27 protein-coding genes are annotated in these 25,989 nt (G+C 65.5%); 7 read left to right on the top strand and 20 right to left on the bottom strand.

The window, feature by feature from the left end:
• The first annotated feature begins 88 nt into the window (after nucleotides 1-88).
• Nucleotides 89-748, top strand: coding sequence for a BspC domain-containing protein (locus ABFO07_RS07370; RefSeq protein WP_060148807.1), 660 nt, complete (start codon nucleotides 89-91; stop codon nucleotides 746-748).
• 82 nt (nucleotides 749-830) lie between these two features.
• Here the strand turns inward: ABFO07_RS07370 and ABFO07_RS07365 are convergent, their stop codons facing one another.
• Both ABFO07_RS07365 and yaaA read right to left on the bottom strand, forming a co-directional pair.
• The gene (locus ABFO07_RS07365; protein ID WP_060271190.1) at nucleotides 831-1,985 is read right to left on the bottom strand and encodes a M14 family metallopeptidase; all 1,155 of its coding nucleotides are present in this window, start codon (nucleotides 1,983-1,985) and stop codon (nucleotides 831-833) included.
• A 55-nt stretch (nucleotides 1,986-2,040) separates the two neighbouring features.
• Nucleotides 2,041-2,823: a peroxide stress protein YaaA gene (gene yaaA, locus ABFO07_RS07360; RefSeq protein WP_059566237.1), complete on the bottom strand. Its 783-nt coding sequence runs from the start codon at nucleotides 2,821-2,823 to the stop codon at nucleotides 2,041-2,043.
• 57 nt (nucleotides 2,824-2,880) lie between these two features.
• Between yaaA and ABFO07_RS07355 the strand changes: the two genes are divergently transcribed.
• Complete coding sequence (locus tag ABFO07_RS07355; RefSeq protein ID WP_059958142.1) at nucleotides 2,881-3,360, top strand: putative toxin-antitoxin system toxin component, PIN family; 480 nt, start codon at nucleotides 2,881-2,883, stop codon at nucleotides 3,358-3,360.
• A gap of 36 nt (nucleotides 3,361-3,396) precedes the next feature.
• Nucleotides 3,397-4,569, top strand: a complete 1,173-nt coding sequence (locus tag ABFO07_RS07350) for a pyridoxal phosphate-dependent aminotransferase (RefSeq protein WP_059883892.1) — start codon at nucleotides 3,397-3,399, stop codon at nucleotides 4,567-4,569.
• An 89-nt stretch (nucleotides 4,570-4,658) separates the two neighbouring features.
• Here ABFO07_RS07350 and ABFO07_RS07345 read toward each other — a convergent pair whose 3' ends face one another.
• Nucleotides 4,659-5,315, bottom strand: coding sequence for a glutathione S-transferase (locus ABFO07_RS07345; protein ID WP_059566240.1), 657 nt, complete (start codon nucleotides 5,313-5,315; stop codon nucleotides 4,659-4,661).
• A gap of 201 nt (nucleotides 5,316-5,516) precedes the next feature.
• Between ABFO07_RS07345 and ABFO07_RS07340 the strand changes: the two genes are divergently transcribed.
• The 4 genes from ABFO07_RS07340 (at nucleotide 5,517) to ABFO07_RS07325 (ending at nucleotide 8,981) form a co-directional block, all read left to right on the top strand.
• A complete protein-coding gene (locus ABFO07_RS07340) occupies nucleotides 5,517-6,308 on the top strand; it encodes an oxepin-CoA hydrolase, alternative type (protein WP_059566241.1) in 792 nt (263 codons plus the stop codon).
• A gap of 7 nt (nucleotides 6,309-6,315) precedes the next feature.
• Entirely contained in the window at nucleotides 6,316-7,032 is a 717-nt protein-coding gene (locus ABFO07_RS07335) for a histidine phosphatase family protein (RefSeq protein ID WP_059802010.1), read from the top strand.
• 27 nt (nucleotides 7,033-7,059) lie between these two features.
• Nucleotides 7,060-8,169, top strand: coding sequence for a phosphotransferase (locus ABFO07_RS07330; protein ID WP_060015106.1), 1,110 nt, complete (start codon nucleotides 7,060-7,062; stop codon nucleotides 8,167-8,169).
• A gap of 119 nt (nucleotides 8,170-8,288) precedes the next feature.
• Nucleotides 8,289-8,981: a glutathione binding-like protein gene (locus ABFO07_RS07325; protein ID WP_059996139.1), complete on the top strand. Its 693-nt coding sequence runs from the start codon at nucleotides 8,289-8,291 to the stop codon at nucleotides 8,979-8,981.
• Between the two features lie 60 nt (nucleotides 8,982-9,041).
• Here the strand turns inward: ABFO07_RS07325 and ABFO07_RS07320 are convergent, their stop codons facing one another.
• The 17 genes from ABFO07_RS07320 to nuoE form a co-directional block, all read right to left on the bottom strand.
• Nucleotides 9,042-9,473 carry a MaoC family dehydratase gene (locus ABFO07_RS07320; protein ID WP_155628616.1) on the bottom strand — a complete coding sequence of 144 codons (432 nt, stop codon included), beginning with the start codon at nucleotides 9,471-9,473 and terminating at the stop codon, nucleotides 9,042-9,044.
• Nucleotides 9,474-9,514: 41 nt separating this feature from the next.
• Nucleotides 9,515-9,976 carry a MaoC family dehydratase gene (locus ABFO07_RS07315; protein ID WP_059566245.1) on the bottom strand — a complete coding sequence of 154 codons (462 nt, stop codon included), beginning with the start codon at nucleotides 9,974-9,976 and terminating at the stop codon, nucleotides 9,515-9,517.
• 41 nt (nucleotides 9,977-10,017) lie between these two features.
• Nucleotides 10,018-11,151: an acyl-CoA dehydrogenase family protein gene (locus ABFO07_RS07310; protein WP_059802002.1), complete on the bottom strand. Its 1,134-nt coding sequence runs from the start codon at nucleotides 11,149-11,151 to the stop codon at nucleotides 10,018-10,020.
• Between the two features lie 45 nt (nucleotides 11,152-11,196).
• The gene (locus ABFO07_RS07305; RefSeq protein WP_059985427.1) at nucleotides 11,197-12,393 is read right to left on the bottom strand and encodes an acyl-CoA dehydrogenase family protein; all 1,197 of its coding nucleotides are present in this window, start codon (nucleotides 12,391-12,393) and stop codon (nucleotides 11,197-11,199) included.
• 105 nt (nucleotides 12,394-12,498) lie between these two features.
• Nucleotides 12,499-12,921 carry a DUF1178 family protein gene (locus ABFO07_RS07300; protein WP_059566248.1) on the bottom strand — a complete coding sequence of 141 codons (423 nt, stop codon included), beginning with the start codon at nucleotides 12,919-12,921 and terminating at the stop codon, nucleotides 12,499-12,501.
• 136 nt (nucleotides 12,922-13,057) lie between these two features.
• Entirely contained in the window at nucleotides 13,058-13,648 is a 591-nt protein-coding gene (locus ABFO07_RS07295) for an NUDIX domain-containing protein (RefSeq protein WP_026044554.1), read from the bottom strand.
• 49 nt (nucleotides 13,649-13,697) lie between these two features.
• The gene (locus tag ABFO07_RS07290; protein WP_017331612.1) at nucleotides 13,698-13,994 is read right to left on the bottom strand and encodes a DUF2818 family protein; all 297 of its coding nucleotides are present in this window, start codon (nucleotides 13,992-13,994) and stop codon (nucleotides 13,698-13,700) included.
• Nucleotides 13,994-15,448: an NADH-quinone oxidoreductase subunit NuoN gene (nuoN, locus tag ABFO07_RS07285; protein ID WP_059566249.1), complete on the bottom strand. Its 1,455-nt coding sequence runs from the start codon at nucleotides 15,446-15,448 to the stop codon at nucleotides 13,994-13,996. The genes ABFO07_RS07290 and nuoN overlap by 1 nt, the downstream gene beginning before the upstream one ends.
• A 39-nt stretch (nucleotides 15,449-15,487) precedes the next feature.
• On the bottom strand, nucleotides 15,488-16,978 hold the full coding sequence (locus ABFO07_RS07280; protein ID WP_059566250.1) for an NADH-quinone oxidoreductase subunit M: 1,491 nt from the start codon (nucleotides 16,976-16,978) through the stop codon (nucleotides 15,488-15,490).
• Between the two features lie 18 nt (nucleotides 16,979-16,996).
• On the bottom strand, nucleotides 16,997-19,051 hold the full coding sequence (gene nuoL / locus ABFO07_RS07275) for an NADH-quinone oxidoreductase subunit L (protein ID WP_059566251.1): 2,055 nt from the start codon (nucleotides 19,049-19,051) through the stop codon (nucleotides 16,997-16,999).
• A gap of 17 nt (nucleotides 19,052-19,068) precedes the next feature.
• On the bottom strand, nucleotides 19,069-19,374 hold the full coding sequence (gene nuoK, locus ABFO07_RS07270) for an NADH-quinone oxidoreductase subunit NuoK (RefSeq protein WP_026044555.1): 306 nt from the start codon (nucleotides 19,372-19,374) through the stop codon (nucleotides 19,069-19,071).
• 17 nt (nucleotides 19,375-19,391) lie between these two features.
• Complete coding sequence (locus tag ABFO07_RS07265) at nucleotides 19,392-20,045, bottom strand: NADH-quinone oxidoreductase subunit J (RefSeq protein WP_059566252.1); 654 nt, start codon at nucleotides 20,043-20,045, stop codon at nucleotides 19,392-19,394.
• Nucleotides 20,046-20,159: 114 nt separating this feature from the next.
• Entirely contained in the window at nucleotides 20,160-20,648 is a 489-nt protein-coding gene (gene nuoI, locus ABFO07_RS07260) for an NADH-quinone oxidoreductase subunit NuoI (protein WP_010091199.1), read from the bottom strand.
• Nucleotides 20,649-20,663: 15 nt separating this feature from the next.
• Nucleotides 20,664-21,728 (bottom strand): NADH-quinone oxidoreductase subunit NuoH, encoded by a 1,065-nt coding sequence (gene nuoH, locus ABFO07_RS07255; RefSeq protein ID WP_059566253.1) that lies wholly within the window; start codon nucleotides 21,726-21,728, stop codon nucleotides 20,664-20,666.
• Nucleotides 21,729-24,059, bottom strand: a complete 2,331-nt coding sequence (gene nuoG / locus ABFO07_RS07250; protein WP_059566254.1) for an NADH-quinone oxidoreductase subunit NuoG — start codon at nucleotides 24,057-24,059, stop codon at nucleotides 21,729-21,731.
• An 85-nt stretch (nucleotides 24,060-24,144) separates the two neighbouring features.
• Nucleotides 24,145-25,455: an NADH-quinone oxidoreductase subunit NuoF gene (gene nuoF, locus ABFO07_RS07245; RefSeq protein ID WP_006478267.1), complete on the bottom strand. Its 1,311-nt coding sequence runs from the start codon at nucleotides 25,453-25,455 to the stop codon at nucleotides 24,145-24,147.
• Complete coding sequence (gene nuoE / locus ABFO07_RS07240; protein WP_006478266.1) at nucleotides 25,452-25,937, bottom strand: NADH-quinone oxidoreductase subunit NuoE; 486 nt, start codon at nucleotides 25,935-25,937, stop codon at nucleotides 25,452-25,454. The genes nuoF and nuoE overlap by 4 nt, the downstream gene beginning before the upstream one ends.
• Nucleotides 25,938-25,989: the final 52 nt, after the last annotated feature.

Genomic DNA, 25,989 nt, shown 5'->3' with positions numbered 1-25,989 from the left:
ACGCAGGAGAGGGCGCCGTCTACTGTCGCGCAACTTTTTTGCGCTAAGATTGAACTCCTGATCTTCATCGGGCATCTATACGTGCCCGATGTCTCATTCGCTCCTCACCAATAACCAGATGGACAGCTCACCCGCCTCGCTCCGGATTCTCAGAGCGTTCGGCAAGCTGGCAGCCTGTGTCACGGGTCTGTCGCTTGCGCTTCCGGCGCCGGTTCTCGCGGACCTCCTCGACCAGCGCTCCGAACTGATCAGCAAATTCGTCAACGACATGCACGCCGACCCGCTTGTCGCGGACTGCGCGGCGCACGGCAGTTTCATCGCCAGCACATCGAGCGCGTTCGATCGCGTCGACTTCCCGCCCAACGCGTTCGAAAGCGGCAATGCAGTGGTCACGCCGTGGAACGACGCGTTCGACCAGGGCAAGCAGCGCGTCAAGGTCGACAACATCGTCACCGTCGAAGGGCTCGGCATCCGCAACGGCGGCGGCGAACCGGCGCCGCTGAAATTCCGCTGCGGCTACGTCGGCCAGCAGATGCTCGCGTTCAGCTGGAACGATCCGGTCCCGCCGCTGAAGCCGCGTGTCGAGCGGCCCGCGCCGACGACGAAGAAATTCAAGGGCAAGACGTCCGCGAAAGGCAAGGCCAAGGCGAAATCTTCGAGCCGCACCGGCAAGAAAGCCGTCGCAACGAAGAAATCCACGACCCAGAAGAAGGCCGTGAAGAAGAAATCGACGGCGAAGAAGTCCTGACGCGCCGCGCGACGACGCCAGACGCAAAAAAGCCGGGGCATCCAGCGATGGCCCGGCTTTTTCTTTCCCCGCGGATCCGTGCTTACGCGAACGTCTCGACGTGCCGCAGGATCGCCGCCAGCATCGCCGCGCCGAGCGCAGCACTGCGTTCGCCGCTCCAGCCGACGCGCTCGTCGGGCAGGTTCGCGTTGTCCTTGAACGGCATCTCGAGCGTCAGCGACAGGCAGCCGAACCGATGCCCGATGTACTTGGACGCAAGCTTGAGCGCGTCCTCCTTGTACTTGCTCGCCGCGTAGCCGTGCTCGTCCTGGAAGTCGGGGCTCGCCACCTTGAACGCGTCGATGAACGCCGCCTGCTCCTTGCCCTGCTGCTCGGTGAAGCTCGGCAGCATTTCCGAGCCCGCGACGAATACGTACGGCAAATCCTCGTCGCCGTGGACGTCGAAGAACAGGTCGCAGCCGATCGCATGGATCGCGTCACGCACGACCAGCACCTCGGGGCTGCGCGCGGCATCCGGCTCCATCCATTCGCGATTCAGGTTCGCGCCGGCGGCATTGGTCCGAAGGTTGCCGTGCACGCTGCCGTCCGGATTCATGTTCGGCACGATGTAGAACGTTGCGTGGTCGTAGAGCTTGCGCGCGACCGGATCGCCGGCCCAGTCGCCCCATCCGGCAAGGCGCTTGACGAGCCCTTCGACGAACCACTCGGCCATCGTCTCGCCCGGATGCTGGCGCGCGATGATCCACACCTTCTTCTTCGGCGCATCGTCCGTGTCGGGCGCACCGAGCGTCAGCAGCGACATCGGCCGCCCTTCGACGGTCCGGCCGAGCTCGGTCACGCTCGCCTGCGGCAATTGCTGAACCGCACCAAGGAACGCCGCATGACGCTCCTCCGAATACGGCTCGAAATACGCGTAGTAGATGCTGTCGAACTCGGGCGTATGGTCGATCGTCATCGTCTTGCCGTCGAAAGTCGTCGGCACGCGGAACCAGTCGACCCGGTCGTAGCTCGCGACCGCATGGTAGTTGCGCCAGCCCGACGGGTATGCGCACTCGGCCGCGTTCTCGAACGTCATCACGCACCGCTCGCCGCGCGCGCCCGTCACGCGGTAGTAGAACCACTGAGCGAATTCGGCCTGGTTGTCGCCGCGCACGCGCAGACGGATCGCGTCCGGCTGCTCGCACGACACGACGTCGATCGCGCCGGCGTCGAAATTACTGGTGATCGAAAGGGTCATCGTTTCTCCTGTCCCATGCAAAGCCACGCCGTCGGTCTCGTGAACCGCAGGCCGGTCACTCGCCGATTCGCCGGCGATATACGTAGGTCGAATCGTTCGACGCTGCTTCGTCGAACGCATAGCCTTCCACCGCAAACGCCTTCAGCGCCAGCGGCTCGGCGACGCGGTGCTCCACGATATAGCGCGCCATCAGGCCGCGTGCGCGCTTCGCGTGGAAGCTGATGATCTTGTAGCGGCCGCCCTTCCAGTCCTCGAACACCGGCGTGACGACCGGGGCAGCCAGTTGCTTCGGCCTGACCGACTTGAAATACTCGGTCGACGCGCAATTGATCAACACGCGCGACGCGCCGCTGCGTGCTTCCAGCTGTTCGTTCAGCGCGCGGGTGATCCGGTCGCCCCAGAACGCATACAGATCCTTGCCGCGGGCGTTCGCGAAACGCGTGCCCATCTCGAGCCGGTACGGCTGCAGCAGGTCGAGCGGACGCAGCAGCCCGTACAGGCCCGACAGCACGCGCACATGCTGCTGCGCGTAATCGAGATCCGCCGCCGACAGCGACTTCGCGTCGAATCCCTCGTAGACGTCGCCGTTGAATGCGAGCACCGCCTGCTTCGCGTTCGCCGGCGAAAAGGTGCGCGACCAGTCGGCGTAACGCTGGAAGTTCAGGCGCGCGAGCGGATCGGAAATGTCCATCAGCGTCGCGATGTCCTGCGGCGACAACCTGCGCAGGCCGTCGATCAATTCCGACGCATCGTCGACGAACGCCGGCTCGGTATAAGCCTGGACATGAGCGGGGGTGTCGTAGTCGAGGGATTTCGCGGGGGAGAGAACGATTATCATAGAGGCTCGCTGGCACGCCGTGCCGAGCGGTCAGACGAAAACCACCGATTGTAACGAATGCCCAGCTCCCTCGCCCCGCGTGCAGAATGCCGCGTCGTGCTCGATTCGAATGTCTGGATCGACATTCTCGTCTTCGACGATCCCGCCACACGCCCGATCCGCGCCGCACTGGAACGCGGCGCCCTCGTCGCGCTGATCGACGGGCGCTGCCTGACCGAGCTCGAACACGTGCTCGACTATCCGCAATTCCAGGCGCGCGCGGTCGACAAGGCCGCCGCACTCGAAATCGTCGCGCGCCTCACGCAACGGGTCGAACCACCGCCTGTCGCGGCCGACGCGCCGCCGCTGCCGAAATGCAAGGATCGCGACGACCAGAAATTTCTCGAACTGGCGCGCGCCGCGCAGGCCGAATGGCTCGTGTCGAAGGACCGGGCGCTGCTGAAGCTCGCCAAACGCACCGCACGCGACTTCGGCTTCCGGATCGCCCAGCCCGCGCCGTTCACCGAAGCCTGCGCGCTCGACGCCACGCCGGCCTGACGCGCGCCGCGCCCTTCACTCTCGACAGCCACACCGATGAACGCTCCCTTTGACATGCCTACGACTCCCGCTTTCCCCTCGCGTCTGCCGAACGTCGGCACGACGATCTTCACGGTCATGAGCGCGCTCGCCGCCGAGAAAGGCGCGGTCAACCTCGGCCAGGGCTTTCCGGATTTCGATTGCGATCCGCGCATCGTCGACGCGGTGGCCGCCGCGATGCGCGACGGCCACAACCAGTATCCGCCGATGGCGGGCGTCGCGCCGCTGCGCGATGCGATCGCCGACAAGATCGCGCAGGTGTACGGGCGCCGCTACGATCCGGCGACCGAAATCACGGTGACGGCCGGCGCGACGCAGGCGCTGCTGACCGCGATCCTGTGCGCGGTGCACCCGGGCGACGAGGTGATCGTCGTCGAGCCGACCTACGACAGCTACCTGCCGTCGATCGAACTCGCCGGCGGCAAGCCGGTGTTCGTCACGCTGGAAGCGCCCGACTATGCAATCCCGTTCGATCGCCTCGCGGCTGCGATCACGCCGAAGACGCGCATGATCCTGATCAACACGCCGCACAACCCGACCGGCACCGTGTGGCGCGAGGCGGACATGCGCAAGCTCGAGGAGATCGTGCGCGGCACCAACCTGCTGATCCTGTCGGACGAGGTGTACGAGCACATGGTGTATGACGGCGCGCGCCACGAGAGCGTCGCCCGCTATCCGGAGCTGGCCGCGCGCAGCTTCATCGTGTCGAGCTTCGGCAAGACCTATCACGTGACGGGCTGGAAAGTCGGCTACGTCGCCGCGCCGGCCGCGCTCAGCGCCGAGTTCCGCAAGGTTCACCAATTCAATGTGTTCACGGTGAACACGCCGATGCAGTTCGGGCTTGCCGACTACCTGCGCGACCCGGCGCCGTACCTGACGCTCGCCGGCTTCTACCAGCAGAAGCGCGACTTCTTCCGCGCCGGCCTCGAACGCACGCGCTTCAAGCTGCTGCCTTGCTCCGGCACGTATTTCCAGTGCGTCGACTATTCGGCGATCAGCGACCTGCCTGAGGCGGAATTCTCGAAGTGGCTGACGGCGGAAATCGGCGTCGCGGCGATTCCGGTATCGGCGTTCTATCACGAGCCGCACGAATCGGGCGTCGTGCGCTTCTGCTTTGCGAAGCAGGAAAGCACGCTCGCCACCGCGCTCGAACGGCTCGCGAAGCTGTAAAGGCCACAGCGGGCGGCGTGGCACATCAAGCACGCCGCCGCTCGCTCCCCGCGCACCGCGGGGCCGGCAATGCGCACGCGCGACGGCGCTTATGCTCGCTTGCCGTTCGCCGCAGCCATATATGCCTTGCAGTCCTCCGTGACACGCTTCGCGGCCGGACGCTCCCCGACCAGCTGCGCATGCGCCTTCCAGTCGATGCCCGCGTCGAGCAGGAAATCGTGGCCGAAAATCCTCTTCGTTGCCGAGCCGATGATCGGCAGGTGGATCGATGCGGCGATGTCCGCGAGACCGAACGAATCGCCGAGCACGTAAGGCGAGAAGCGCGTCATCCGCTTGAATGCGCCGATCGCGCGCGGCAGGCGCTTCTCGACGTGCGCCTTCATCCCGTCGCTGACTTTCCCGCCGAAGAACGCCTCGGTGTAGATCTCGCGCGCGGTCCATTCGAGATACAGCTCGAGCGTCTCGACGAGTTCGCGCACCTTCGCGGCCGCGAACGGGTCGGACGGGAAGATCGGTTTCTCGGGATAGCGCGCCGCCAGATATTCGATAATCACCTGCGACTCGAACAGCGCACCCTGCTCGGTCTTCAGAAACGGAATCTTGCCGAGCGGCGTATCGGCGAGCACGGCCGGATCGGTGACCGGCAGGTCGCACGTCGATTCCTCGAAAGGAATGCCGTGCTCGAGCAGGACGAACTTGACCTTGTTGTAATAGTTGGACAACGGAATACCGCACAGCTGTAGCATCGGAGTCTCCTTCCTCGCTTGGACGCGGCCGGAACTACGCCCGGCTCACGGGGATGCGTCGCGCTGAAAAGCACGTTCGTGCTAGTCTAAAACAGTTTCGCGTCCGTCACGACATCCATGCATCCGCAATGACAGCATAGTCCGCCGTCGCTGCAACGGATGCGGGATCGCGGCCGCGCCATCCAATGGAGACACGCTCGCATGAGTGCCGAACTGCTGGCATCCCGCCCGTCCGAGAGCGAATCGACGCTCGTCCTCACGTTGTCCAATCCCGGCGCACGCAACGCGCTGCACCCCGACATGTATGCAGCCGGCATCGAGGCGCTCGCCACCGCCGATCGCGACCCCGCGATTCGCGCCGTGGTGCTCGCCGGTGCGGACCGCTTCTTCTGCGCGGGCGGCAACCTGAACCGGCTGCTCGAGAACCGCGCGAAGGATCCGTCCTACCAGGCCGACAGCGTCGACCTGCTCGGCGCGTGGATCACCGCGATCCGCGCGTCGACGAAGCCGGTCATCGCGGCGGTCGAAGGCGCCGCAGCCGGCGCCGGCTTCTCGCTCGCGCTCGCATGCGACCTGATCGTCGCCGCGCACGACGCGAAGTTCGTGATGTCGTACGCGCGCGTCGGCCTGACGCCGGACGGCGGCGCATCGTGGTTCCTCGCCCGCGCGCTGCCGCGCGCGCTGGCCGCCGAGCTGCTGTTCGACGGCAAGCCCGTGACGGCCGAGCGCCTGCATGCGCTCGGCGTCGTCAACCGGCTCGCCGCGCCCGGCAGCGCGCTCGGCGATGCGCTCGCGTGGGCGGATGCGCTCGCCGGCATCTCGCCGAATGCGCTGACGCGCATCAAGTCGCTGCTCGACGACGCCGTCGCGCAACCGCTCGACGCGCATCTCGTCACCGAACGCAATCACTTCGTCGCCTCGCTGCATCATCCGGATGCGCTCGAAGGGATCACCGCGTTTCTCGAGAAGCGCCCGGCCCATTACAAACGCTAACCCCGCCATGTCACGTTTCGAACTGCCTCGACGCCGCCGCATCTACCTGATGCGGCACGGCGACGTCACCTATTTCGACGATTCGGGACGCGCGATCGATCCCGACCGCGTGCCGCTCAATGCCCGCGGCCGCGACCAGGCGAGCGCCGCCGGGCGCGTGTTCGCCGAGCAGCGCATCCGCTTCGACCGCGTGATCGCGAGCGGCCTGCCTCGCACGCTCGAGACCGCGCAACGCGTGCTCGCGGAAACCGGCCAGCGCATCGACATCGAAGTCGAACCCGCGTGGCGCGAAATCCGCGGCGGGCATCTGTCGGACATTCCGCCCGAGCAGCATCGCGACGCGTTCCTGCGCGTGCTCGACGGCATCGTGCCCGAACACACGCGCTTTCTCGGCGGCGAGACGATCGGCGAACTGATCGACCGCGTGCTGCCGCCGCTCGACGCGCTGCGCGCCGACCGCTCGTGGGACACCGCGCTGCTCGTGCTGCACGGCGGCGTGAACTGCGCGCTGCTGTCGCATGCGACGGTGCCCGGCCAGCGAATCTTCATCGGCCATCTGTCGCAATCGACCGGCTGCATCAACGCGCTCGACGTCGGCGACGATCCGCACGACTGGGTGATCCGCCTGCTCAACTATTCGCCGCCCGAAGCGCTGCACCGGGACACGCGCAACACGACGATGGAAGTGCTGTACCAGCAATACCTGCAGTTCGCGCAACCCTGATCGCCGCAACGGCGCGGAGCAGACACGATGGCGCAACCGAACGATCCCGCGGCACCCCGCACCGACTACGCCGCGTTCGAAGGCACCGCGCCGGTCGGCGAGCGGCAGCGCTTCGATGTCGATGTGCTGTCGCGCTGGCTCGCGGCGCACGTCGACGGCTTCGCGGGCCCGCTCGCCGTCGAGCAGTTCAAGGGCGGCCAGTCGAATCCGACCTTCAAGCTCGTCACACCGTCGCGCAGCTACGTGATGCGCGCGAAGCCCGCGCCCGCCGCGAAGCTGCTGCCGTCCGCGCATGCGATCGAACGCGAATACCGCGTGATGGACGCGCTGGCCGGCACCGACGTCCCGGTCGCGCGGATGCATGCGCTGTGCGACGACGAAAGCGTGATCGGCCGCGCGTTCTACGTGATGGCGTTCGTCGACGGGCGCGTGCTGTGGGATCCGTCGCTGCCCGGCATGTCGCCCGACGCGCGCGCCGCGCACTACGACGAGATGAACCGCGTGATCGCGGCGCTGCACGCGCTCGATCCGGCGGCGATCGGCCTCGCGGACTACGGCAAGCCCGGCAATTACTTCGCACGGCAGATCGGCCGCTGGAGCAAGCAGTATCTCGCGTCGGAAACCGAACCGATCGACGCGATGCATCGGCTGATCGACTGGCTTCCGCAGCACGTGCCGCCCGATAGCGCCGGCGACGGCCGTCCTGCATCGATCGTGCACGGCGACTTCCGCCTCGACAACCTGATCTTCCATCCGGACGAGCCGCGCGTGCTCGCAGTGCTCGACTGGGAACTGTCGACGCTCGGCGATCCGCTCGCGGACTTCGCGTACCACTGCATGACGTGGCACGTCGACCCGCGCCAGTTCCGCGGCATCGCCGGCCTCGACTGGCGCGCGCTCGGCATCCCCGACGAAACGCGTTACGTCGCGCGCTACTGCGAGCGCACGGGCCTGTCGATCCGCGCCGACTGGAATGTCTACCTGGCCTACAACATGTTCCGCATCGCGGCGATCCTGCAGGGCATCATGAAGCGCGTCGTCGACGGCACGGCCTCGAGCGCGCAGGCACTGGATGCGGGCCGGCGCGCCCGGCCGATGGCGGAGCTGGCCTGGCAGTATGCGCAGAAGGTGCGCTGACGCGCGCCCATGCCACCCGACGGCGGCCGCCGGCAGCCTGCGTCGATCCATGCTCTAATGACCGCCTGTCGCGGCGCCCCGGCGGCGCCGCTATCGCGGACGCATTGAAGGAGTTGACGATGATCGACGTCTACAGCTGGGCGACCCCGAACGGTCACAAGGTGCATATCCTGCTCGAGGAAACCGGCCTCGACTATCGCGTGCATCCGATCGATATCGGCGCGGGCGACCAGTTCGAGCCGGACTTCCTGAAGATCAGCCCGAACAACAAGATCCCCGCGATCGTCGATCCGGACGGCCCCGGCGGCAAGCCGATCGCGCTGTTCGAATCGGGCGCGATCCTGATCTATCTCGCGGAGAAAGCCGGCCGGTTCCTGCCGGAAGATCCGGCCGCACGCTATGCGACGCTGCAATGGCTGATGTTCCAGATGGGCGGCATCGGCCCGATGCTCGGGCAGGCGCATCACTTCCGCCTCTATGCGCCGGAGAAGATCGACTATGCGGTCAACCGCTACACGAACGAGGCGCATCGCCTGTACAACGTGATGGACAAGCGGCTTGGCGAAACCGCGTATCTGGCCGGCGACGAGTACACGATCGCGGACATTGCGACGTTCCCGTGGACGCGCTCGTGGCAAAACCAGGGGATCGTGCTCGACGAATTCCCGAACGTGAAACGCTGGCACGAGGCGATCGCCGCGCGGCCGGCGGTGCAGCGCGGCGTCGAGGTGCTGGCGTCGCTGCGCAAGGCGCTGCAGGACGACCGCGCGCGCGAGGTGCTGTTCGGCGCGACGCAGTACGCGAAACATTGAGCGCCCCGCGCGTAGGGCGCTACGTCACGTAACGCCCCGCGCGCCAGCCTGCAACGAACGTCAGAAGTAGTGTCGCGTAATGAATTCCGCTGCGCAGACCGGCAGCGGCTCGCCGGGACGTTCGACCTGCAGCGTCACCGACCACGTCGCCTGCACGCCGCCCTGCCCCGCCGCCGCGGTTTCCTTCACGGCGAACAGCGCGCGCACGCGCGCGCCGACCGGCACCGGCTTCAGGAAACGCACGCGGTTCAGCCCGTAATTCACCCCCATCTTCTGCTCGAAGCGCAACGCATCGCCCATCAGCACGGGAATCAGCGACAGCGTCAGGAAGCCGTGCGCGATCGGGCCGCCGAACGGCGATTCGCGGCGCGCGCGTTCCGGATCGACATGAATCCACTGGTCATCGCCGGTCGCGTCGGCGAACCTGTCGACGCGCGTCTGATCGACGTCGATCCACCCGCTCGCGAGCGGCGCGTCGCCGACGCGCGCCATCAGCGCCTCGGCCGACGCGATCACCGGCAGTGTCGTCTCGCTCACGCGTTGCCTCCGGCCGGATCGCGCAACCCGAAGATCACCTTCGAACGCACCGTGATCACCGTCTCGCCGCCGCCGTTCACGCCGATCCACTCGGTCGTCACGATGCCGCGATCGGGCTTGCTCGCCGACACGCGCTTGTCGTGGATCTTCTGGTACATCGTGATCGTGTCGCCGACGCGCACCGGCTTCAGCCAGCGGATTTCGTCGATGCCCGGCGAGCCCATGCTGGTCGAGCCCGGCAGCACGTTGCGCACCAGCATGCCCATGAACACCGAACAGGTATGCCAGCCGCTCGCGACGAGCCCGCCGAACGGCGACGCTTGCCCCGCCGCCTCATCCAGATGGAACGGCTGCGGGTCGTAGCGCTCCGCAAACGTCTTGATGTCGTCCGCCTCGAACGTGTAGCGGCCGACTTCGGTGGTACTGCCGACTTCCAGATCCTCGTAACTGATGCCCACTCTGTCTCTCCTTGGTATGCGCGTGTGTGCGCGAGTCGCCGCTACGCCGCGTCGGCCTGCATGAAGTCAGGCAGCGCGGCGATGCGGGCGAGATGGTGATCGGTGTCGCCGAGCGTCGTCTCGATGATCGACAGGCGCTTGAACAGATGCGCGGCCGCGACCTCGTTGGTCACGCCCATGCCGCCGTGCAACTGTACCGCCTGCTGGCCGACGAAGCGCGCGGCCTGCCCGACGCGCGCCTTCGCCGCCGACACGGCCTTGCGCCGCGCGTCGGCATCGGGGCTCGCGTAACGCACCGCCGCGAGATAGGTGAGCGAACGCGCCTGCTCCGCGTGGATCAGCATGTCGACCATCCGGTGCTGCAGCGCCTGGAAGCGCGCAATCGGCACGCCGAACTGTTCGCGCGTCTTCGTGTATTCGACGGTCGCGCGGTTCAGTTCGTCGAGCGCGCCGACCGCTTCCGCGCACAGCAGCACGGTCGCGTAATCGGCGATCCGCTCGAGCGCCGCCGCATCGCGCTCGCCGCCCGTCAGCAGGCGCGCGGGCGTGTCGTCGAGCCGGATCGTCGCGGCGCGCTGCCCGTCGATCGTCCGGTAGTCGGCAACCGTCGCGCCCGCCGCGCCGCGTTCGACCGCGAACAGCCCCACCGCGCCGTCGTCGAGCCGCGCGGGCACGATCCACACCTGCGCCTGCGCGCCGTGCTGCACGATCGACTTGACGCCGCTCAGGCGATACGCGCCATCCCGCGCGACGGCGCGTGTGTCGAGCGCGAACAGGTCGTAGCGCGCGTGCGGCTCGTGGAACGCGACCGCCAGGCGCGTGCGCCCCTGCGCGATGCCTTCCAGCAGCGCCGCATCGTCGCCCGTGCCGGAACCGGCCACGCGCAGCGCTTCGACACCGACTGCCGTCGCCCAGTACGGCTCGACGACGAGCGCGCGGCCGAGCGCCTGCAACGCGACCAGCATGTCGACCGCGCCTGCGCCGAAACCGCCCTGCGCTTCCGGCACCGGCAGCGCGGTCAGCCCGAGCTCCGTGAATGCCTGCCATTGCGCGTCCGACACGCCGGCATCGCTGCGCACGATCGCCTGGCGTGTTTCGAAGCCGTACTGCTCGCCGAGATAGCGACCCAGCGCGTCGGCGAACTGCTGCTGCTCATCGGTAAAGGTGAAATCCATCGTTGTCTCCTGTCCCATGCTTCGCGTTCGGATCCCGCGCCACGCTCACAGTCCGAGAATCATCTGCGCGATGATGTTCTTCTGGATCTCGTTCGAGCCGCCGTAGATCGACGTCTTGCGGAAGTTGAAGTAGTACGCGGCGAGCGGCGCGGCATCGTCGTCGCCGGCCACGCTGTGCTCGCGCGCACCTTCGAGGAACGGCACGTCGAACGGCGCCGCGAGCGGGCCGATCGCCTCGAACATCAGCTCGGTCAGCATCTGCTGCACCTCCGTCCCCTTGATCTTCAGCATCGACGCTTCCGGGCCCGGCCCCTTGCCGCTCGTCTCGCGGCTGACGACGCGCAGCACCGTCACCTCGAGCGCCATCAGCTCGACCTCGAGCGCCGCGACCTTCGCGGCGAACACCGGATCGGCGAGCAGCGGCTTGCCGTTCTTCCGCTGGTCGAGCGCGACGCGCTTCAGGAACGCGAGCTCGCGTTTCGAGTTGCCGACGCGCGCAATGCCCGTGCGTTCATGGCCGAGCAGATATTTCGCGTAGGTCCAGCCGCGGTTCTCGTCGCCGACGAGGTTCTCGACCGGCACCTTCACATCCTCGAAGAACACCTCGTTGACTTCGTGATCCTCGTCGAGCGTGATGATCGGCCGCACGGTGATGCCGGGCGTCTTCATGTCGATCAGCAGGAACGAGATGCCCTCCTGCTTCTTCGCGGCGGGATCGGTGCGCACGAGGCAGAACATCATGTCGGCGTGCTGGCCGAGTGTGGTCCAGGTCTTCTGCCCGTTGACGACGTAGTGGTCGCCGTGGCGCTCGGCCCGCGTGCGCAGCGACGCGAGGTCGGAGCCCGAGCCCGGTTCCGAGTAGCCCTGGCACCACCAGTCGGAACCGTCGAGGATGCGCGGGAGGTAGCGGCGCTTTTGCGCGTCGCTGCCGAATTTCATCAGCACCGGCGCGACCATCGACACGCCGAACGGCAGCACGGTCGGCGCGCCGATCCGTGCGCATTCCTCGTCCCAGATGTGCCGCTGCGTTGCGTCCCAGCCCGGGCCGCCGTATTCGACCGGCCAGGCAGGCGCGGACCACCCGCGCTGGCCGAGAATCCGGTGCCAGCTCGCGTAGTCTTCGCGATTCAGTCGTTTGTGATCGAGAACCTTGGCGCGCAGCGCGTGAGGCAGGTTGGCCTCGAGCCAGGCGCGAATGTCGGCGCGGAATGCGTCGTCGGCGGGGGAATAATCCAGATCCATGCGCAGTGTCTCCTGTCGACCAGAGTCAGTGCTTCAGCACTTATTTTGGTCCCATGCAGGGCTCGCCGCGGCCGACCGGCCGGGCGAGGAACACACTGCGCAAGGTTATTGCAGCGGTTCTTTCAGCGCGGCAGGAATCGGCAGCGGCATCACCTCGATGCCTTCTTCGACCAAGGCTTGCGCATCCTCCGGGGTCGTGACGCCCCGAATGCTGCGCGCCGGCGCTTCGTTGTAGTGGATGCGCCGCGCTTCCTCGGCGAAGCGCTCGCCCACGTTCTCGGTCTTCTCCAGCACCTCGCGCAACGCGCGCATCACCTGCGCCTGCAGCGCGCGCGGATCGGCCGGCTTCGCCTGCGTCGCACCCGACAGGTTCAGGCGTGGCGCGGACGGCATGCGGCTGATCTCGGTCGTCCCGCACACTGGGCATTCGACCAGCTTGCGGGACAACTGCGCTTCGAATTCATCCGCGGAAGCGAACCAGCCTTCGAACCGATGACCGTGCGGGCACTGTAAGTCGAGAACCTTCATGCTGAATCAGGGCGTTTGGCGAGTGTAGCGCAAAAAGCGATTTTGTGAACGGTCGTGCTAAAACGAACGCCGGCAGCGTCGCTGTCGTGTCATCGAATTGTAGCGCGGCGTTCCCGCTACCGCTGACGCCCTGCCCTCAGGGCGTCACGACCGGGCCGAGCGGCCACGCGCCGGACAGCGCCTTTTCGAGCCACATCGTGCCGATGATCGTCTTCACGTCGGTGATCTGGCCGGTGCGCACCCATTCGAGCACGTCGGGCAGCGTCGCGGTGAAGGTCTCGAGGAATTCGCCGTCGTCGAGCTTGCGCTCGCCGGCCGTCAGGCCGCGCGCGAGATACAGGTCGATGAATTCGGTCGAATAGGAAATGATCGGATGGATGCGCGTGAGGAACACGTATTCGCGCGCGGTGTAGCCCGTTTCCTCGCGCAGTTCGCGCACCGCGCAGGCGAGTGCGCCCTCTTGCGGATCGAGCTTGCCGGCCGGGTATTCGGCCATCACCTTGCCGATCGGGTAGCGGAACTGGCTTTCCATCAGCACGCGGCCATCGTCGAACAGCGGGATCACCATCACCGCGCCCGGATGCTTCACGTATTCGCGCGTCGCGTGCTTGCCGTCGGGCAGACGCACGGTGTCGCGCTTGAGCTTGAGGAATGCGCCGTCGTAGATCGCCTCGCTTTCGAGGCAGGTTTCGGTCAGTGCGGCGTCGTGATTGGGCAATTCGGCCATCGGCGGCTCCCAGGTTGAGCGCGACGGCCACGGGGTCGGCCCCGAGCCGTCAGCGTCGTTTGACGAGATACTGGAACGTGAAGCCGGGAAACGCGAACACCACGAACAAACTGAACGTGATCGCGTAGAACTGCCAGCCTTGTTCGAAGCGGTTGCCGGCGCGCGATTCGAGCCAGAAACCGAGCGCGCCGACGATGAAGTACAGCACGATCAATTCGCCGATCCGCACCCAGCCGCTCTTCTTCGCCGCACCGAGCGGCACGACGGCGAAGAGCCGCTGGTTGAGGAACGGCAGGTTGGCGCCCGCGAGCGCCAACAGCACGATGAACCAGCCTGCTGCCGACATTACAACGGCAGCGTGTGACGAATTGCCTGCAGGCAGGCCGTCAGCAGCGGGCTCGGGATCAGGCCGAGCACGACCACCGCGACGCCGTTCAGCGCCAGGATCGTGCGCTTGCAGAAATCGCCGGTGATCGGGGTCGTGTCCTGCGGTGCGTCGAAGTACATCAGCTTGACGATGCGCAGGTAGTAGAACGCGCCGAACAGCGACGTGATCACGGCCAGCACGGCCAGCCACGTGAGGCCCGCGTTGACGGTCGCCTCGAGCACCGCGAGCTTCGCGTAGAAGCCGACGGTCGGCGGGATGCCGGCGAGCGAGAACATCATCACCATCATCACGAACGCGAACACCGGGCTGCGCTTGTTGAGGCCCTTGAAGTCGTCGATCGTTTCCGCTTCGAAATCGCGGCGCGCGAGCAGCATCACCACGCCGAACGAACCGAGCGTCGTGATCAGGTAGACGATCGCGTAGAACATCGCCGAGCTGTACGCGCTGGCCGGCGCCGTCGCGTCGCCCTTCACGATGCCCGCGAGCAGGCCGAGCAGCACGAAGCCCATGTTCGAGATCGCCGAATACGCGAGCATCCGCTTGATGTTGCGCTGGACGATACCGGTGATGTTGCCGACGATCAGCGACAGCGCGGCGAGGATCACGAGCGCCGTCTGCCAGTTCTGCGCGAGCGGCAGCAGGCCCATCACCAGGAAGCGCAGGCCCCAGCCGAATGCCGCCACCTTCGGGCCGCCGCCGACGAACAGCGTCATCGCGGTCGGTGCGCCCTGGTAGACGTCCGGCACCCACATGTGGAACGGCACGGCGCCGAGCTTGAATGCGATGCCGGCGACGATGAAGATCACGCCGAACATCAGCACGGCCGCGTCGGTGTTGCCGCCGACCGCCTTGTACACCTCGGCCAGCTCGAGCGAGCCGGTCGCGCCGTAGAGCATCGAGATGCCGTACAGCACGAAGCCCGACGCGAGCGCGCCCAGCACGTAGTACTTCATCGCGGCTTCGCTCGACTGCGACCCGTCGCGGCGCAGCGCGATGATCGCGTACAGCGACAGCGACATCAGCTCGAGGCCGAGGTACAGCGTCAGGAAGTTGTTGCCCGACACCATCACCAGCTGGCCGAGCAGCGAGAACATGCCGAGCAGGAACACGTCGCCGCGGAACAGGTCGCGATCCTCGAGGTACTTGCGCGAATAGACGAGCGAGACCGCGAAGCCGAACGACACGACCGCCTTCATCGTGCTTGCGAACGAATCGACGACGACCATCCGCGAGAAGAAGTAGTACTGCTGCGGGTCGAGCGCCTGCACCGAGAACCACACGCCGGCGATCACCGACGACACCACCGCGATCAGATAGGTCAGGCGGCGGCCGGCGGCGCCGGCGAAAGTGTCGTTCAGCCACGCGATGACGATGGCGGCCATCACCAGCGCATCAGGCAACAGGACATTCATAGGAGCGTTTTGCATGATCTTGATTTCCTCCGCTCGCGATTACTGGGCCAGCGGCAGCTTCGACTGCGCGACGTGGGAGAGGAGGTTTTCCACGGAAACGTGCATCACGTCGGTGAAGGGCTTCGGATACAGGCCCATCAGCATCGTGAACGCGGCCAGCACGGCCAGCATCACGAACTCGCGGCGGTTGATGTCCGAGAGTTTCGCGACGTGATCGTTCGCGACCGCGCCGAAGTACACGCGCTTGTACATCCACAGCGTGTAGGCCGCGCCGAGGATCAGCGTGAACGCCGCGCCGAACGCGATCCAGAAGTTGTACTGGACGGCCGCGAGAATCACCATGAACTCGCCGACGAAACCCGACGTACCCGGCAGGCCGCAGTTGGCCATCGAGAACAGCATCGCGAATGCCGCGAACTTCGGCATCACGTTCACGACGCCGCCGTAATCGGCGATCTCGCGCGAGTGCACGCGGTCGTACAGCACGCCGATGCACAGGAACATCGCGCCCGACACGAAGCCGTGCGAGATCATCTGGATGATCGCGCCTTCGACGCCGAGCTGGTTGAAGATGAAGAAACCGAGCGTGACGAAGCCCATGTGCGCGATCGACGAATACGCGACCAGCTTCTTCATGTCGGCCTGCACCATCGCGACCAGGCCGATGTAGATCACCGCGATCAGCGACAGCGTGATCACGACCGGCGCCAGGAAGTGGCTCGCATCAGGCGTGATCGGCAGCGAGAAGCGCAGGAAACCGTATGCGCCGAGCTTCAGCATGATTGCCGCCAGCACGACCGAGCCTCCCGTCGGCGCTTCCACGTGCGCGTCCGGCAGCCAGGTATGCACCGGCCACATCGGCACCTTCACCGCGAATGCGAGGAAGAAGGCGATGAACAGCAGTATCTGCGGCGTCATCGCGATCTTCGCGTTCTGCCACGTCGCGAGGTCGAACGAATGCGTTTCCGTGTACAGGTAGATCAGCGCGACCAGCATCAGCAGCGAGCCGGCGAGCGTGTACAGGAAGAACTTGAATGCCGCGTACACGCGGTTCGGGCCGCCCCACACGCCGATGATGATGTACATCGGGATCAGGGTCGCCTCGAAGAACACGTAGAACAGCAGGCCGTCGGCCGCCGAGAACACGCCGACCATGATCCCCGACAGGATCAGGAATGCCGCGAGGTACTGCGACACGTGCTCGGTGATCACTTCCCAGCCCGCGATCACGACGATCACGGTGATGAGCGCGGTCAGCACGACGAACCACATCGAGATGCCGTCGACGCCGAGGTGATACGAGATGTTGAAGCGCTCGATCCAGGTCGACTGTTCGACGAACTGCAGCGCGGCCGTGCTCGCGTCGAAGCCGGTGACGAGCGGAATCGTCACGGCCAGGCCGAGCAGCGAGCCGATCAGCGCGAGCCAGCGCGCCGGCCCCGGATTTTTGTCGTTACCGACCGCAAGCACGAGGAGGCCGAAAACGATCGGCAGCCAGATCGCGGTACTGAGAATCGGAAAAGCGTGCATTGTTCTTTGTCCCCCGCCTTATTTGCCGCCGAGCGTTACAAACAGGGTCAGGAGCCCCAGCATGCCGATGATCATGGCGAACGCGTAGTGATAGATGTAACCGGATTGGAGGAAGCGGATCACGCCGGCGAACCATGCGACGAACCGGGCGCTGCCGTTGACGAGGCCGTCGATCACCACGACATCGCCCTCTTTCCACAGGCCGCGGCCGATCGCCACCGAACCGCGGGCAAACACCACCTCGTTGATCTTGTCCATGTAGTACTTGTTGTCGAGCAGCGTGTAGATCGGGCCGAACGCGCGGCGGATCACGGCAGGCAGCTCAGGACGCTTCAGGTACAGGAACCACGCGGTTGCAACGCCGGCGATCGCGAGCCACAACGGCAGCGTCGTCAGCGAGTGCAGGCCCATCGCGGCCCAGCCATGGAATTCCTTGCCCAGCTCTTCGAGGCCCGGGTGGTTTTCACCGATGAAGATCACCTTGTCGAATGCCACGCCATGTTCGAAGAAGCTGCCGTACAGCATCGGGCCGATCGCGATCGCACCGATGATGACCGACGGAATCGCAAGCAGCACGAGCGGCAGCCACACGACCCACGGGGTCTCGTGCGGTTCGTGCGCGTGGTCGTCGTGACCATGGCCGTGGCCGTGATCGTCGTGACCGTGCGCGGCCGCCATGCCCATCGGCGATTCAGGATGCTTCGGCTTGCGGAAACGCTCTTCGCCGTGGAACACGAGGAAGTACATGCGGAACGAGTACAGCGCCGTCACGAACACGCTCGCGACCACTGCGAAGTACGCGAAGCCCGAACCCGCGAGATGCGATTCCTTCACGGCCTCGATGATCGAATCCTTCGAGTAGAAGCCCGAGAAGAACGGCGTGCCGATCAGCGCGAGCGAGCCGAGCAGCGACGTGATCCACGTGATCGGCATGTACTTGCGCAGGCCGCCCATGTTGCGGATGTCCTGGTCGTGGTGCATGCCGATGATCACCGAGCCCGCGCCGAGGAACAGCAGCGCCTTGAAGAACGCGTGCGTCATCAGGTGGAACAGCGCGACCGGGTATGCGGACACGCCGAGCGCGACCGTCATGTAGCCGAGTTGCGACAGCGTCGAATACGCGACCACGCGCTTGATGTCGTTCTGGATGATGCCGAGGAAGCCCATGAACAGCGCCGTGATCGCGCCGATCACCGTGACGAACGACAGCGCGGTGTCCGACAGCTCGAACAGCGGCGACATGCGCGACACCATGAAGATGCCGGCCGTCACCATCGTCGCCGCGTGGATCAGCGCCGAGATCGGGGTCGGGCCTTCCATCGAGTCAGGCAGCCACACGTGCAGCGGGAACTGCGCCGACTTGCCCATCGCGCCGATGAACAGGCAGATGCAGGCCACCGTCAGCAGGCCCCAGTCGGTGCCCGGGAAGTGCAGGCTCGCGAGTTCCGCGCGCTTGGCGAACACTTCGCCGTAGTTCATCGAGCCGGCGAACGCGAGCAGCAGGCCGATGCCGAGCAGGAAGCCGAAGTCACCCACGCGGTTCACGAGGAACGCCTTCATGTTCGCGTAGATCGCGCTCTCACGCGTGAAGTAGAAGCCGATCAGCAGGTACGACACGAGACCCACCGCTTCCCAGCCGAAGAACAGCTGCAGGAAGTTGTTGCTCATCACGAGCATCAGCATCGAGAACGTGAACAGCGAGATGTACGAGAAGAAGCGCTGGTAGCCGTCTTCCTCCGACATGTAGCCGATCGTGTAGATGTGCACCATCAGCGACACGAAGGTCACGACGACCATCATCATCGCCGTCATCGAATCGACGAGGAAGCCGACTTCGAGCTTCAGCGAGCCGACCCGCATCCATTCGTAGATGGTCGCGTTGAAGCTCGCGCCACCCATCACGTCGACGAAGACTTTCGCGGACAGGAGGAACGCGATCATGACGCCGAGGATCGTGATCCGGTGTGCGCCCTTGCGCCCGACTGCGTTCCCGAACAGCCCCGCAATCAGCGAGCCGGCCAGCGGAGCGAGCGGAATCGCCAGCAGCAGGTTTTCATTGAGTGTCGTTGACATAACAGCGTTGCCTGAAATTAACCTTTGAGCTGATCGAGATCCTCGACATTGATCGTGTCGAGCTTACGGAACAGGGTCACCAGAATCGCGAGGCCGATCGCGGCTTCCGCTGCGGCGACCGTCAGCACGAAGAACACGAAGATCTGGCCGTGGATGTCGCCGAGGTAGTGCGAGAACGCGACGAAGTTGGTGTTCACCGCGAGCAGCATCAGTTCGATCGCCATCAGGATGATGATGATGTTGCGACGGTTCAGGAAAATCCCGACGATCGCGATCGCGAACAGGATCGCGCCGAGCACGAGGTAATGAGCAAGACTCAACATGGTTTCCTATCCTCCGCTTAGCCGTTGGCGCCCGTGCCGGATTCGGACTGGGCCGTTTCGGGCTGCGGCTTCTCCGCTTCCATCTTCACGAGGCGCACGCGGTCGTTGCGACGCACCTTGACCTGATCCGACACGCGCTGGCGCTTGCTGTCCTTGCCCTTGCGCTCGGTCAGCGCCACCGCGGCGATGATCGCGACGAGCAGCACGAGGCCCGCGATTTCGAATGCGAAGATGTAATCGGTGTAGATGACCTTGCCGATCAGGCGGGTGTTCGGCCAGGTCGCCATCGCGCCCTGCGCCATCGCGCGCACCGGCGATTCGGTCGCGCCGTAGCCGTGCCACAGCACCAGCGCCGTCTCGACCACGATGATCGCGCCGACGACGGTCGCCATCGGCACGAACTTCTTGAAGTCGCGTCGCAGGAAGTCGATGTTGATGTCCAGCATCATCACGACGAACAGGAACAGCACCATCACGGCGCCCACGTAGACCAGCACCAGCAGGATCGCGAGGAATTCCGCTTCCAGCAGCATCCAGATCGCGGCGGCGTTGAAGAACGCCAGCACAAGGAAAAGCGCAGACGCCACCGGGTTGCGCGAAGTGATCACCTTCAGCCCTGATACCACCAGGAGCAGCGCGAAGATGTAGAAGAGTACGGTCGTGAATTCCATGATTACCGGTTCATCGTTAGGCCATAGTCAGGCGCGGCTTGCGGAACGCTCTCGCGAGCCGCACCCGTCGCGGCGGCGCGGCCCGTTCCTGCCGGGCCGGCACTGCAAACACAATCAACGATACGGCGCGTCGGCAGCCTTCGCCGCGGCGATGTCCTTCTCGTAGCGATCGCCCACCGCGAGCAGCATTTCCTTCGTGAAATACAGGTCGCCGCGCTTCTCGCCGTGGTACTCGAGAATCTGCGTCTCGACGATCGAATCGACCGGGCAGCTCTCTTCGCAGAAACCGCAGAAGATGCACTTCGTCAGGTCGATGTCGTAGCGCGTCGTGCGGCGCGTGTTGTCCGCGCGCGTTTCCGATTCGATCGTGATCGCCATCGCCGGGCACACCGCTTCGCACAGCTTGCATGCGATGCAGCGCTCTTCGCCGTTCTCGTAGCGGCGCAGCGCGTGCAGCCCGCGGAAGCGCGGCGAGATCGGCGTCTTCTCTTCCGGGAACTGCACCGTGAACTTGCGGCGGAACGCGTAACGCCCGGTCAGCGCAAGCCCCTTCAGCAGCTCGGTCAGGAAGAAGGTCTTAAAGAAATGTTGGATTGCCGTCATGATTTCGTCCGACCTTTATTTCCAGATGTTGAGCGGCGACACGATCCAGAAACCGACGACGACCACCCAGATCACGGTCACCGGCAGGAACACCTTCCAGCCCAGACGCATGATCTGGTCGTAGCGGTAACGCGGGAACGTCGCGCGAACCCAGATGAACACCGACAGCAGCGCGAAGACTTTCAGCACGAGCCAGAAGATGCCCGGGATGAACGACAGGAATTCGAACGGTGCATCCCAGCCGCCGAGGAACAGCGTCGCGGCAAGTGCCGAGATCACGATCATGTTGATGTACTCGGCGAGGAAGAACAGCGCGAACGCCATGCCCGAGTAATCGATCATGTGGCCGGCAACGATTTCCGACTCCCCTTCCACCACGTCGAACGGGTGGCGGTTCGTTTCGGCGATGCCCGAGATGAAGTAGACGACGAACGCCGGCAAGAGCGGCAGCCAGTTCCACGACAGGAAGTTGACGCCGTGGCCCGCGAAGAAGCCGTGCTGCTGCGAGCCGACGATTTCCGACAGGTTCAGGCTGCCGGCCGTCATCAGCACGAGCACCAGCGCGAAGCCCATCGAGATTTCGTACGAGACCATCTGTGCCGCCGCGCGCATCGCGCCGAGGAACGCGTACTTCGAGTTCGACGCCCAGCCGGCGAGGATCACCGCGTACACGCCGATCGACGAGATCGCCATCGCGTACAGCAGGCCCGCGTTGACGTTCGCGAGCACCGCTTCAGCCTGGAACGGGATCACCGCCCACACCGCGAACGCCGGCACCACCGTCATGACCGGTGCGATCAGGTACATCCAGCGGCTTGCCGCGGTCGGCTGGATCACTTCCTTGAGCAGCAGCTTCAGCACGTCGGCGATCGGCTGCAGCAGGCCGGCGGGGCCGACGCGGTTCGGGCCGAGACGCACGTGGATCCAGCCGATCAGCTTGCGTTCCCACAGAATCAGGTACGCCACGCACAGCAGGATCACGACGGCGACGACGAGGATGCGCACGAGCGCCCACACCGTCGGCCATGCGACGCCGAGAAGCTGGGCTCCGCCCGAGTTGATCGTATCGAACAAGCTCATTTACGCCTTCTCCACCACCAGTTCACCGGACAGGCTGCCGAGCGCTGCGCCGGCAGGCGTCGCCGCCGACACGCGAACGACCGTCTCCGCAAGATTCTCGTCACGCACGGCCGGCAACTGCACCGCACGCTCGCCCTGGCGCACGCGCACCGCGTCGCCTTCCTTCAAGCCCAGCTTGTCGAACAGCGCGGCAGGCAGGCCGGCGGCGTTCGCCGCCTTCGCCGCGGCCGTCAGGTGCAGCGCACCCGCGCGGCGCACCAGCGCGTCGGCGTGATAGATCGGCACATCGGCGAGACGCTCGAAGCCGCCGTTCGCGGCCGGCGCCGCGCCGCGCACGGGCGCAACCGACGTCTTGTTCGACAGGCGGCCCGCCACGCCGGCTTCGCCGAGCGCCGCGATGCGCACTTCTTCCGCCGTCTCGTATTCGAAGTTCGGCAGGCCGAGCAGGCTGCCCAGCACGCGCAGCACCTTCCAGGCCGGGCGCGTGTCGCCGAGCGGACGCACGACGCCGTTGAAACCCTGCACCGAGCCTTCCGCGTTGACGAACGTGCCGGACGTTTCCGTGAACGGCGCGATCGGCAGCAGCACGTCGGCGTAATCGAGGCCGTGCTTGAACGGCGACATCACGACGACCATCTCCGCCTGGTTCAGCGCGGCCAGCGCCTGCGCCGGCTCGGCGGTGTCGAATTCCGGCTCGACGTTCAGCAGCACGTAGCCCTTGCGCGGCTGCGCGAACGCTTCGCGTGCATTCAGGCCGCCCTCGCCCGGCAGCGCGTCGACGACGTGCGCGCCGACCGTGTTCGCCGCTTCGGTCAGGAAGCCGAACGTCGCGCCGGTGTTGTCGGCGATCCACTGCGCGAGCGCATGCAGCTTCGCGAATTCCGGATGACGGACCGCTGCGTTGCCGAGCAGCACCGCGCGGCGTTCACCGTTCGCGAGCGACTGCGCAACCTGCTGGGCCGCCGGCGATGCGGTAGCGCCTGCCAGCGCGTCCGGCAGCGCGACGCCGCGCAGTTGCGCGACGGCCGCAGCCACGCCGGCCAGCGCGTCGAGCCATGCCGACGGTGCCGCCACGATGCGTTGCGCGGTCGGAATCAGCGCGTCGTCGCCGGTCGCGTGCAGGAAATGGAGCTTCGCGCCGGCCTTCGCGGCCTGGCGCAGGCGTGCGGCGAACAGCGGATGGTCGCGGCGCAGGAACGAGCCCACCACGAACGCGGCGTTCACGTTCGACAGTTCGGCGATCGGCATGCCGAGCCACGGCGCGCCCTGGAGCGGCGCCGAGAAATCGAGCTGACGCAGGCGGAAGTCGACGTTCGGCGTCTTCAGCTCCTTCGCGAGCTGCTTCACCAGGAACAGCTCTTCAGCGGTGCTGTGCGCGCTCGCGAGCATCGCCAGCGCGTTCGCGCCGTGATCCGCGCTGATGCCCTTCAGGCCCTTCGCGACGTATTCGAGCGCGGTCTGCCAGTCGGTTTCGATCCACTGGCCGCCCTGCTTCAGCATCGGCTTGGTCAGGCGCTCGTCGCTGTTGAGGCCTTCGTACGAGAAGCGGTCCTTGTCCGAGATCCAGCATTCGTTGATCGCTTCGTTCTCGAACGGCAGCACGCGCATCACGCGGTTGTTCTTGACCTGCACCACGAGGTTCGCGCCGACGGAATCATGCGGGCTCACCGACTTGCGGCGCGACAGTTCCCACGTGCGGGCGCTGTAGCGGAACGGCTTGCTGGTCAGCGCGCCGACCGGGCACAGGTCGATCATGTTGCCCGACAGCTCGGAATCGACCGTCTTGCCGACGAACGTCGTGATTTCCGAGTGCTCGCCGCGGCCCAGCATGCCGAACTCCATCACGCCGGCGATTTCCTGGCCGAAGCGGACGCAGCGCGTGCAGTGGATGCAGCGCGACATTTCTTCCATCGAGATCAGCGGGCCCACGTTCTTGTGGAACACCACGCGCTTCTCTTCGGAATAGCGCGACGACGACTTGCCGTAGCCGACCGCGAGATCCTGCAGCTGGCATTCGCCGCCCTGATCGCAGATCGGGCAGTCGAGCGGGTGGTTGATGAGGAGGAATTCCATCACCGACTGCTGCGCCTTCACCGCCTTGTCGGACTGGGTGTGGACGATCATGCCGGCCGACACGGGCGTCGCGCAGGCAGGCACGGCCTTCGGCATCTTCTCGACTTCCACGAGACACATCCGGCAGTTGGCCGCAACCGACAGTTTCTTGTGATAGCAGAAGTGAGGAATGTACGTATCCGCCTTGTGCGCAGCCTGGATCACCATGCTGCCTTCGGGCACCTCGACCTTCTTGCCGTCTATTTCAAGTTCAACCATGATGGTGAATGGTCCTTAACCTATTTCCGCTCGTTCGCGCATTCGCCCGACCGTGCGCTCAAATTCCGCAACCGGGTGCTTCGCGTCAGGCCGCCGCCGCGTGCGCGTGGCCGCCGACCATGCAGTGCTTGTGCTCGACGTGGTACGCGAATTCGTCCCAGTAGTGCTTGAGCATCCCCCGCACCGGCATCGCCGCCGCATCGCCGAGCGCGCAGATCGTGCGGCCCATGATGTTCTCGGCAACCGAGTTCAGCAGGTCCAGGTCTTCCTGGCGGCCTTCGCCGTGCTCGATGCGATTCACGACGCGATACAGCCAGCCGGTGCCTTCGCGGCACGGCGTGCACTGGCCGCACGATTCCTCGTAATAGAAGTACGACAGGCGCAGCAGCGAACGCACCATGCAGCGCGTCTCGTCCATCACGATCACCGCGCCGGAGCCGAGCATCGAGCCCGCCTTCGCGATCGAGTCGTAATCGAGATCGGTCTGCATCATGATGTCGCCCGGGATCACCGGCGCCGACGACCCGCCCGGAATCACGGCCTTGATCTTCTTGCCGCCGCGCATTCCGCCGGCGAGCTCCATCAGCGTCGCGAACGGCGTGCCGAGCGGCACTTCATAGTTGCCCGGACGCTCGACGTCGCCCGACACCGAGAAGATCTTCGTGCCGCCGTTGTTCGGCTTGCCGATCTCGAGGTAGTTCTGCGGCCCGATGGACAGCAGGAACGGCACCGCGGCGAACGTCTCGGTGTTGTTGATCGTGGTCGGCTTGCCGTACACGCCGAAGCTCGCCGGGAACGGCGGCTTGAAGCGCGGCTGGCCCTTCTTGCCTTCGAGCGACTCGAGCAGCGCCGTTTCCTCGCCGCAGATGTACGCGCCGTAACCGTGGTGCGCATGCAGCTGGAACGAGAATTCCGAGCCCATGATGTTGTCGCCGAGGAAACCGGCCGCGCGCGCTTCATCCAGCGCTGCCTCGAAGCGTCGATACACTTCGAAGATCTCGCCGTGGATGTAGTTGTAGCCGACGGTGATGCCCATCGCGTAGGCGCCGATGGCCATGCCTTCGATCAGCGCGTGCGGATTCCAGCGCAGGATGTCGCGATCCTTGAACGTGCCCGGCTCGCCTTCGTCCGAGTTGCAGACGAGGTACTTCTGCCCCGGGAACTGGCGCGGCATGAAGCTCCACTTCAGGCCGGTCGGGAAGCCCGCACCGCCGCGGCCACGCAGGCCCGACGCCTTCACGTCGGCGATCACCTGCTCGGGCGGGATCTTTTCTTCGAGAATGCGGCGCAGCTGCTTGTAGCCGCCGCGCGCAACGTAGTCTTCGAGATGCCAGTTCTCGCCGTTCAGACCAGCGAGGATCAGCGGTTTGATGTGACGGTCGTGGAGGGACGTCATTTCGAGAGCTCCTCAAGCAGCTGGTCGATCTTCTCGCGGCTCATGAAGCTGCACATTCTGTGATTGTTCACCAGCAGCACCGGCGCATCGCCGCACGAGCCCATGCATTCGCCTTCCTTCAGCGTGAACTTGCCGTCGGGCGTGGTCTCGCCGAAGCCGATGCCGAGCTTCTGTTTCAGGTAGTCGGCGGTCGCTTCCGCGCCGCCGTGCGGGCCAAGCTGGCACGGCAGGTTCGTGCAGAGCGTGATCTTGTGCTTGCCGACGGGCTTGAGCTCATACATCGTGTAGAACGTCGCGACTTCCTGCACGGCGACGGCCGGCATGCCGAGATAGTCCGCGACGAACTGCATCAGTTCGGGCGACAGCCAGCCGTGCTCTTCCTGAGCGACGGCCAACGCCGACATCACGGCGGACTGTTTCTGATCGGCGGGATACTTCGTCAACGCTCGATCGATTTCCTTCAGGCCTTCAGCTGAGATCATTTTCAGACACGACTCTTTCAATTCCTACCGAACGAACAACCTGCCGCACTGG

The organism is Burkholderia stagnalis (genome assembly GCF_039848545.1).
In the GTDB taxonomy this organism is placed as follows: domain Bacteria; phylum Pseudomonadota; class Gammaproteobacteria; order Burkholderiales; family Burkholderiaceae; genus Burkholderia; species Burkholderia stagnalis.
This window is presented reverse-complemented; position numbering and strand designations above follow the sequence as displayed.